We start from the raw sequence: 8,517 nt of genomic DNA, 5'->3' as shown, positions 1-8,517 counted from the left end.
GCCGGGCTCAAGGTCGTGATCGCCGGAGCCGGCGCGGCCGGCATCGCGATCACCGAAATCCTGCTGGCACAGGGCATCGACGATGTGGTGCTGATGGACTCCCGGGGCATCGTCTCGAGGGAGCGCGCCACGGCGGGGGCGCTGGAACCGGGGTCCATGGCACGAGCGTAGTCGCCGCCCCTCCCGGCGCCTGCGGGGCGCCTCACCCGCGAGTGGCGGGGGCCGGACCGGTGCGCTGGGCGCGCGCGGCCAGGAGCCGATCGGCCACCAGGGACAGCACGGCGGCGAAGACCGAGATGAGCAGCGCCGCCAGCGCGGCGACGAGCAGCCCGGAGACGGCCAGCAGGCCCGTCAGGGCGGAGAAGACCCAGATGAGCACCGCGTTCACCGCCAGGGTGAGCAGCGCCAGCAGCACCACCGACCCCGGCTGGGGCAGCCGGGCGGTGACGAGCGGCACGAGCACGTTGCAGAGGCCGATGAACAGCGCCACCACCAGGTGGGAGAGCAGACCGCCCTCGATGGAGAACTCCGGGAGCAACCACGCGGTGAGCTCGACCGCCCCCGCCAGCACCGCCCACCGCACGAGAAGCGACACGACCATGGCTGTCTCCTGTACAGCTGCGCCCCGCTGCCTGCCGGACGGTGCTCCCACTGTCGCGACCACAGCCGGGCCCCGCATCACCCGCGACGGGTGATGCGGCGGGCCGGCCGGACACAATTCCGGCATCCGGGCTCCTGGAGTAGCCTCCAAGCATGACGGGCGAACGGAGCGGGGCTCGTCCACCGCCGCCGGAACCGCTGTCCGCCACGCGCTCCTCGATCCCCCGGGTGCCCGCCAGGACGGTGCGCCGCCCGCGTCTCGAGCGGATGCTCGACGCCGGGGTGGCCGCCGGCACCGTGGTCGTCTCCGCCCCGGCGGGGGCGGGCAAGACGCTGCTCCTGTCGGGGTGGGCCGCACCGCGCCGCCCGCCCGTGGCCTGGCTGTCGGTGGAGCCCGAGGACCGGGACCCCCAGCAGCTCTGGGCCCGCGTCCTGGCGTCCCTGCAGGCCGCGCCCGACGTCGGCCCCGGGAGCGCCCTGGCCGGTCTGCGCGCCCCGTCGACCCACGATCCCCGCTTCGTCGACCTCCTGGTGGAGGCCTGCGGGCTGCTCCCGGCGCCGCGGGTGCTCGTGCTCGACGACCTGCACCGCATCGCGGGCTCGCCCGCCGAGGAGACCCTGGCCGCGGCGGCCCGGAAGGACCTCGGCGCCCTCCGCCCGGTGATCGCCACCCGCAGCGACCCGGACCTGCCGCTGCAGCGGCTGCGGCTGAGCGGCCGGCTGACGGAGCTCCGCGCCGACGACCTCCGCTTCGACCCCGCGGAGGCCCTGGAGCTCCTCGCCGCCCAAGAGGTCGCCCCCACACCGCCGCAGCTGGCCGTGCTGCTGACCAGGACGGAGGGCTGGGCGGCAGGGCTCCGTCTCGCCGCGCTGGCCCTCGAGGGCGCCGAGGACGTGGACGCGGCCGTCCGCGGACTGGCCGGGGACCAGCGCGGTCCCGCCGACTACTTCACCGAGGAGGTCCTCGCGCAGCAGGAGCCCGCGCTGACCCGGTTCCTGCTCGACACCTGCGTGGTCCGGCGCGTCTCGGGCGAGCTCGCCGACACCCTGACGGGCCGCAGCGACGGCCAGCGGCTGCTGGCCAGGCTCGAGCACGAGAACCTCTTCGTGGTCGCCCTCGACGACCGGCGGAAGTGGTACCGCTACCACCACCTCTTCGCCGACCTGCTGCGCCACCGGCTCAGGGCGGAGGACCCCGCGCGGCAGGCCGTCCTGCACCGGCGCGCCGCGGGCTGGTTCGCGGCCCACAGGGAGCTGCTCGAAGCGGCCCGGCACCTGCGCGCGGCGCAGGACTGGCCGGCGCTGGCCCGGTTCGTCCTGCGCAGCGCCGGCGCGGAGGTCCTGGGCACGGACCGCGCGGCCGTCGTCGCGCTGCTCAGCGGCGTGCCGGACGAGCTGGTCGCCCGGGACTGCGAGGTGGCCGCCGCGGTCGCCGCCGTGCGCTACGCCGCCTACGACCCGGTGGGGGTCGCCTCCCACGCCGCGCGCGCCCGCGATCTGCTGCCCCGGCTGTCCGCGCAGGACGCCCGGCTGACCACGGTGGTGCTCTCCACGCTCGACGCCGTTCTGGCGTGGATGCACGCGGACGCCACCGAGCAGGTCCGCCGTTCCAGGACCGCGATCCGGCAGCTGGACGAGGTGCTCCCCGAGGAGCTCCCGGCCGCCCCCGTGTACCGCATCGCCACCGCCACGGTGCTGGCCATGGGCCTTCTGTGGACCGGTGAGCTCGGCGCCGCCGAGACCACCCTCACCCGGACGGTCGCGGCCCTCGCGGACCGCTCCGCCATGACCCCGGTGCTCGCGCTGCACCTGCACGGGAACCTCGCCGCCCTGAAGGCGATGCGCGGCCGGCTGCGGGAGGCTCGCCGCGAGGTGGACGTCGCACTGGCCGTCGCGGAGGAGTCCGGCTGGACCTTCCTCCCGCTGACGGCCACGGCGTTCCTGGCGGAGGCGGTGATCCGGCTCCTGGAGCACGACGTCGGGGCCTGCGCCGCCGCCCTCGACCGCGGGAGGGCGTGCGTGGGCCGGGTGCCGGACCGCTACGCGGAGACCGGCCTGGCCCTGGTGGGCGTGCGGCTCGAGCTCTCGAAGGGGGACGTGACCGCGGCCCGGCACCTCCTGGGGCGGCTGCGCGGGAGCACGCAGGACTGGGCGATGCCGGACTTCCTCGCCCAGTGGTGCGAGCTGGTCCGGGCCGAGATCCTCCTGGCGGAGGGACGGCCCGCCGCCGTCCCGGCGCTGCTCGGCGACCCGCCCGTCACCGCCCCGTCCCGGGGGCGGCCCCACGGGCACCGGATCGTCCTGCGGGCCCGGGCCCTGCTGGAGACCAACGACCCCGCGCAGTGCCTGCGGCAGCTGCAGCACCTGTTCCGGGAGACCGAGGTGGACGGAGGACCCGCCGTCGAGGCCTGGCTGCTGGCGGCCCTCGCCCACGACCGGCTCCGCGACGAGGTGCAGGCCCACGCCTGCCTCGGGCGTTGTCTGGCCGTGGCGGCCCCCGAGCACATCGTGCGCCCCTTCCTGCTCGTGGACGGGCAGCGGGTCAGGAGACTGCTGGAGCTGCACCGGCGGGCCGTGGGCACGCACCGGGAGTTCGTCGGGACCGTCCTGGACCTCCTCGGCGGCAGCACCCCCACCCGCGCACCGGCCGTGCTGGAGTCGCTGACCAGCCGCGAGCGCAGCGTGCTCCTGCTGCTGCCGACGATGATGAGCAACACGGAGGTCGGCGCCGAGCTGTACCTGTCGGTGAACACCGTCAAGGCGCACCTGAAGTCCCTGTACCGCAAGCTCGGCGTCAGCACCCGGCGGGAGGCCGTGCTCCGCGCCCGGACGCTCGGCCTCCTGGAGCACACGACCCTCGACGGGTCCCCCGGATCACCCGCGCCGGGTGAGGCCCGGCCCGCGGCGGAGCGGGACCCTGGAGGTGAACCCGGGGACGCCGAGAGCCCCGCCGGACCGGGGAGGACCTCATGAACTTCTGGGAGTTTCTGTGGCTGCTGGTGATCTGGACGCCGCTGGCCCTGCTCTGGGGCGTGGCGCTGGTCGACATCACCCGCCGTGAGGACATCAGGGGCGCGACGAAGGTGCTGTGGGCGCTCGTGATCGTCCTGCTGCCGTTCGTGGGACCGCTGGTCTATCTCCTCACCCGGTCCGTCGGCGCCGCCGAGGAGCAGCGCCTCGCGGCGGCCCGGTCGCGTCCGGGGCCGGGTGACGGGGGCCGTGCCCACCAGCTGACGCTCCTGGCGGACCTCCGGGACCGCGGCGCGCTGACCGCCGGGGAGTTCGAGGCCGAGAAGGCCCGGCTCCTGGGCGACGGCTCCCCGGGCGCGGACGGGCCGACCGCCGGCGGCACGACCGCAGCGCCGTCGTCGTCGACGGGTGGCGGCGCGGAGGACGGTGCGGAGGACGACGCCGCGGGCCGGGCGGCGGCGCGGACGGTCTGAGGCCGCCCCGCACCGCCGGCGGCGCCCGGGTAGGCTTCGCGGATGAGAATTCCTCGTTCCTCCGGGCCCCGCCTGCTCCGTTCGTTCGCCGTCCGCTCCGCCCTGGGCATGGTGGCCGTGCAGGCGGCGGTGGTGGCCACCCTGGTGGCCACCGACGCGATCAAGCGCCGGAGCCGCTCGAGGCGCTCCGGGTTCCCCCGCCCGGGCACGTTCGAGCACACGGTCGCGGAGACCGGCACCACGATCTACACCTACGGCGAGGACCTCTACCGGGATATGCTCGCCGCGATCCGCGGCGCCCGGCACCGGGTGCTGCTGGAGACCTTCATCTGGAAGGACGACGAGGTCGGGCGCGAGTTCCTGGACGCCGTCAACGACGCCGCCGCCCGCGGTGTCGAGGTGCACGTCATGTACGACGGCTTCGGCAACCTCGTGGTGCCCCGCGGCTTCTACCGCTTCCACCCGGACGTGCACGTCTTCCGGTTCCCCGTCCTGCGCCCGCGCCTGCTGCTGAGCCCGCTGCAGGCGACCGGGCTGACCCACCGCAAGCTGCTGGTGGTCGACGACGAGGTCGGGTTCGTGGGCGGCTACAACCTCGGCTCGCTCTACGCCACGCAGTGGCGGGACACCCACGTGCGGCTCACCGGCCCCGCCGCCTTCGAGCTGGGCCACTCCTTCGCCGCGGTGTGGAACCACCCCTCGGCGCGGCGGCCGAAGCTCCCGCACGTGAACCCCGGCTCCTGGGACTCGCGGGTGCGCGCGATCAACAACATCCCGGCCAGCCTCGTGTACCCGATCCGCAGCGTCTACCTCGACGCGATCCACCGGGCCACGGACCACATCTACCTGACCACCGCCTACTTCATCCCCGACCAGCAGATCCTCTCCGCCCTGATCGAGGCGTCCCGGCGGGGCGTGGACGTGCGCGTCATCCTGCCCGAGGACTCCAACCACGTGCTCGCCGACTGGCTCTCCCGCGGCTTCTACTCGACCCTGCTGGCCGCGGACATCACCGTGCTGCTCTACCGCCACGCCATGATCCACGCCAAGACCGCGACGATCGACGGGCAGTGGTCGATCGTCGGCACCGCCAACATCGACCGGCTGAGCCTGGGCTTCAACTACGAGACGAACCTCGAGATCCACGACCGGGACGTCGCCGCGGACATGGAGGCGGTCTTCGCCGCCGACAGCGAGAACTGCCGGGAGCTGACCGCGGGCCGGTGGGACGAGCGGTCCCCCGCGGCCTGGTTCGCCGAGACCGTCCTGGTGCCGCTGCGCCCCTTCTTGTGACGCCGTGGCCCTCCGGGGCCGCTCAGGCCTGCCCGTCCGGCTCGTCCCCGGCCGGGGCGGGCCCGTCGTGCGGACGCCCGCGGGCGTCGTGCCCCGTGGCCCCGAGCCGGCCACCGGGACGGTGCTGGTAGCGCATCCGCTGGTACTTCCACCGCTCCGCCATGCTCGCCTTGGACCGGGCGGTGTCCTGGGGGTCGAGCGGGTCCGGTCCCAGCACCGGGTCCTCCCCCGCCTGGTACCGGTCGCTCCACACCTGGATCACGGCCCAGCCCACCGCGGTGATCGGCACGGCGAGGATGGCCCCGAAGATCCCGCCGACGATGGTGCCCACCGTGAGGGCCAGGAGCACGACGATCGCGTGCAGGCTCAGGGCCCGGCCCATCACCACGGGCTGGAGGAGGTCGCCCTCGATCTGGTTGACGACGACGCCGGCCACGATCAGGGCGGTCCACGGGCCGTTGGTCACGAGCGCGACCAGGGCGGCCAGGATCCCCGCGGCCGTGGCGCCGACGATCGGGACGAACCCGCCGATGAACACGATGACGGTCAGCGGCAGCGCCAAGGGCACCCCGAGCAGGGCCAGGGGCACCCCGATGAACACCGCGTCGACGGCGGCGACGACCGCGGTGCCGCGCACGTAGCCGCCGGGCACCTGGACCGCCCGGTCCCCGGACTCGGCGAGCCGCGCCCGGGTCCCGCCGTGGAACCAGCGCAGCGTGAAGTTCCACATCTTCGCGCCGTCCTTCAGGAAGAAGAACAGGACGACGGTCATGAGCACCACGCCGGCGAGGAACTCGGTGGCGGCCGTGAGCCCGCTGATGGCTCCCCCGGCGAACGCGCTGGACGTGAGGAAGTCGGTGGCCCGCTGGAGCAGCGCGTCCAGGGAGGCGGTGTCCACGGGCAGGGGCCCGGACATGATCACGCGCTGCAGCTCCTCCCACCCCTCCACGGCCGAGGCCGAGAGGTTGTCCCACTCGCTGCGGACCGCGAGGACGATGCCCGTCACCACCCCGCCCACCAGGGCGAGGATGCCCAGGGACGCCGCCGCGGTGGCCAGCAGGGGCGCGGGAGACGGTGCTACCCTCGGGCGTCGGCGTGACGCGGGAGAGGCGGTGGTGGCCGTGGTGGCCGTGGAGGATCTCGACCCGAGCGCGGCCTTCGACGCCGTCGACCTGCTCGGCGTGCTGACCAACGGCGTCCTGGGCGGGGTGGTGGCTCGCCAGCTGAAGATGGACCCCGTCGGCTTCGCGTTCCTGGCCGTCGTCTCCGCGCTCGGCGGGGGACTGCTGCGCGACACCCTCCTGCAGGTCGGCTTCCCCGTGGCCCTGACCAACCCCGCGTACCTGATCACGGCGATCGCCGGCGCCACCATCGCGTTCTTCCTGCAGTTCCGGGGGAAGTGGACCAACCGCGTGCTGGTGGTGGCCGACGCCCTGGCCCTGGGCTGCTGGGCGGCGACGGGCACGGGCAAGGCCCTCGACGTGGGACTGACCTGGCTGCCGGCCGTCATGATCGGGGTGATCACCGCCGTGGGCGGCGGGATGATCCGCGACATCGCGGTGGGGCGGGTGCCGATGATCTTCGGCGGCAACACCCTCTACGCGACCGGGGCGGTGATCGGCAGCGCCGAGATGGCGGTGCTGCACGGTCTGGGCTACCCCAACTGGGGCATGGCCGCGGCGATCCTCACCGCCGCCACGGTCACCGTGGTGGCCCGGCGCCGGGGGTGGCGGCTGCCCGGGGCGGGCGAGTGGAACGTGCGCCTGCCCCGCAGGGACTGGCCCCGCCCGATGTGGCGTCCGCGCCGGCCCGGCGGTCCCGGCCGCGGCGAGGAGCCCGGCGCGTCCTGACGCCCCGCCGGCCCGCGCGCGGGCCGGGGCGCGGCCCGGTCAGGCGCCCAGGACCCGCTCGAGTCCGTCCTGCATGTGGGCCCGCAGCAGCGTGTCCGCACGCTCCGCGTCCTGCGCGTCGAGCGCCTCGGCGATCTCGGTGTGCTCCCGGAGGCGGGCGTCGGCGGACCCGTAGGTCCCCTGCATGCCGGTCAGGGACATCCGGATCTGGGTGAGCAGCGTCCGGTGCATGCCGAGCAGCCGGGGGCTGCCGGCGAGCTCCACGAGCAGCTCGTGGAAGTGCAGGTCCGCCTCCGACATCGCGCGCCCGTTCGGCTCCGGGGCGGCGGCCCGCATCTCGGCCAGCGGCACGGCCAGCGCCTCGGCGGCCCAGGGCCCGGTGCCCGTGGCCACGATCCGGCGCACGGCCGCGCACTCCACGGCCTCCCGGGCGAGGTACATGTCCCGGACCGCGTCCTCGGTCAGCTCCATCACGAACAGCCCGCGGTTGCGGTGGCCCACGAGCAGGCCCTCCTGCGTGAGCCGCTGCATGGCCTCGCGCAGGGGTCCCCGGCTCACGTTGAGCTCCCTGGCCAGCTCCTGCTCCACGAGTTGGCTCCCGGGCGGGAAGCGGCCGTCGGCGATGGCCTCCCGCAGGATCCTGGCGATGAGCGCAGGGGTCGACTCCTGGACCACGGGGGGAAGGGCCGACCGGGCTGCCATGCTGCTCTCCATCTCTCGTCCGGCCCGGGGCGGGGCGCCCGGGCCGAGGATCCATCCTAGTTCGCGCCGTGCCGGCCGGCTCAGGGCTCCTCCGCGCGGGCGAACCGCAGGGTCTCGCCCCGGGCCCCGCCCATCCACACGTCCTGGCACGCGGCGGCCAGCTCGTCGAGGCCGTCCTCGATCGTGGCGAAGACGTTGCCCGGCACCCACCCAACGTCTCCATTGAGCAGCAGGTTGTTCCGGCCGTAGAAGACGGCGAGGTCGATGAGCAGGCGGTGCTCGGAGGTCCCGGAGGAGGCGTCGTAGCCGTAGGCGGGGTTCTCGAGCACCCCGTCGAAGCTGAAGTAGCAGAGGTCCCCCGGGATGGGCGTCACGGTCTGGTTCTCGGGCCCCGGCTCCTCGGGCGCGAACGCCGGGACCAGGGCGTAGATCTCGTTGCGGGCGAACTTCCCGTGGAAGACCTGGCCGGCGAGGGGCAGCGCCCGCCAGACGGCCTCGGCGGTCCGGGGCGCCTCGCGGTCCAGGAGCCGGGCGCGGGCGGTGACGGCGCGCCGCTCCAGGCCGACGGTGAGGTAGCGGGTCACGGGGTGCTCCGCACCGGCACCGCGGCGGAGGACCGGGCCGCGGCC

At 74.9% G+C, this 8,517-nt stretch carries 8 protein-coding genes; 4 read left to right on the top strand and 4 right to left on the bottom strand.

What is annotated here, in order from left to right; all coding sequences use genetic code 11:
• Nucleotides 1-202: 202 nt before the first annotated feature.
• A complete protein-coding gene (locus CRM73_RS16975; RefSeq protein WP_229588592.1) occupies nucleotides 203-601 on the bottom strand; it encodes a phage holin family protein in 399 nt (132 codons plus the stop codon).
• A gap of 152 nt (nucleotides 602-753) precedes the next feature.
• On the opposite strand from CRM73_RS16975, the gene CRM73_RS16970 reads away from it, so the two are divergent.
• From CRM73_RS16970 to CRM73_RS16955, 3 genes are read left to right on the top strand one after another with little or no spacing between them, the layout of a single operon-like run.
• Nucleotides 754-3,573 (top strand): LuxR C-terminal-related transcriptional regulator, encoded by a 2,820-nt coding sequence (locus tag CRM73_RS16970; RefSeq protein WP_229588591.1) that lies wholly within the window; start codon nucleotides 754-756, stop codon nucleotides 3,571-3,573.
• A complete protein-coding gene (locus CRM73_RS19810; RefSeq protein WP_305067810.1) occupies nucleotides 3,570-4,043 on the top strand; it encodes an SHOCT domain-containing protein in 474 nt (157 codons plus the stop codon). Before CRM73_RS16970 ends, CRM73_RS19810 begins: the two co-directional genes overlap by 4 nt.
• Nucleotides 4,044-4,085: 42 nt before the next feature.
• A complete protein-coding gene (locus tag CRM73_RS16955; RefSeq protein WP_051063743.1) occupies nucleotides 4,086-5,336 on the top strand; it encodes a phosphatidylserine/phosphatidylglycerophosphate/cardiolipin synthase family protein in 1,251 nt (416 codons plus the stop codon).
• 22 nt (nucleotides 5,337-5,358) lie between these two features.
• Here CRM73_RS16955 and CRM73_RS16950 read toward each other — a convergent pair whose 3' ends face one another.
• Nucleotides 5,359-6,354, bottom strand: a complete 996-nt coding sequence (locus CRM73_RS16950) for an AI-2E family transporter (RefSeq protein ID WP_370658562.1) — start codon at nucleotides 6,352-6,354, stop codon at nucleotides 5,359-5,361.
• A 94-nt stretch (nucleotides 6,355-6,448) separates the two neighbouring features.
• Between CRM73_RS16950 and CRM73_RS16945 the strand changes: the two genes are divergently transcribed.
• Nucleotides 6,449-7,186 carry a trimeric intracellular cation channel family protein gene (locus CRM73_RS16945; protein WP_109242986.1) on the top strand — a complete coding sequence of 246 codons (738 nt, stop codon included), beginning with the start codon at nucleotides 6,449-6,451 and terminating at the stop codon, nucleotides 7,184-7,186.
• Between the two features lie 39 nt (nucleotides 7,187-7,225).
• On the opposite strand, the gene CRM73_RS16940 is transcribed toward CRM73_RS16945, so the two are convergent.
• Together CRM73_RS16940 and CRM73_RS16935 are read right to left on the bottom strand one after the other, a co-directional pair.
• A complete protein-coding gene (locus tag CRM73_RS16940; RefSeq protein ID WP_229588590.1) occupies nucleotides 7,226-7,888 on the bottom strand; it encodes a GntR family transcriptional regulator in 663 nt (220 codons plus the stop codon).
• An 80-nt stretch (nucleotides 7,889-7,968) separates the two neighbouring features.
• Nucleotides 7,969-8,472 carry a DUF3830 family protein gene (locus tag CRM73_RS16935; RefSeq protein WP_017833058.1) on the bottom strand — a complete coding sequence of 168 codons (504 nt, stop codon included), beginning with the start codon at nucleotides 8,470-8,472 and terminating at the stop codon, nucleotides 7,969-7,971.
• Nucleotides 8,473-8,517 lie beyond the last annotated feature (45 nt).

This window comes from Kocuria sp. CCUG 69068, assembly GCF_020833785.1.
Lineage (GTDB): Bacteria > Actinomycetota > Actinomycetes > Actinomycetales > Micrococcaceae > Kocuria > Kocuria rosea.
Note: the sequence above shows the minus strand (reverse complement) of the source record. Positions and strands in the feature narration are given on the sequence as shown.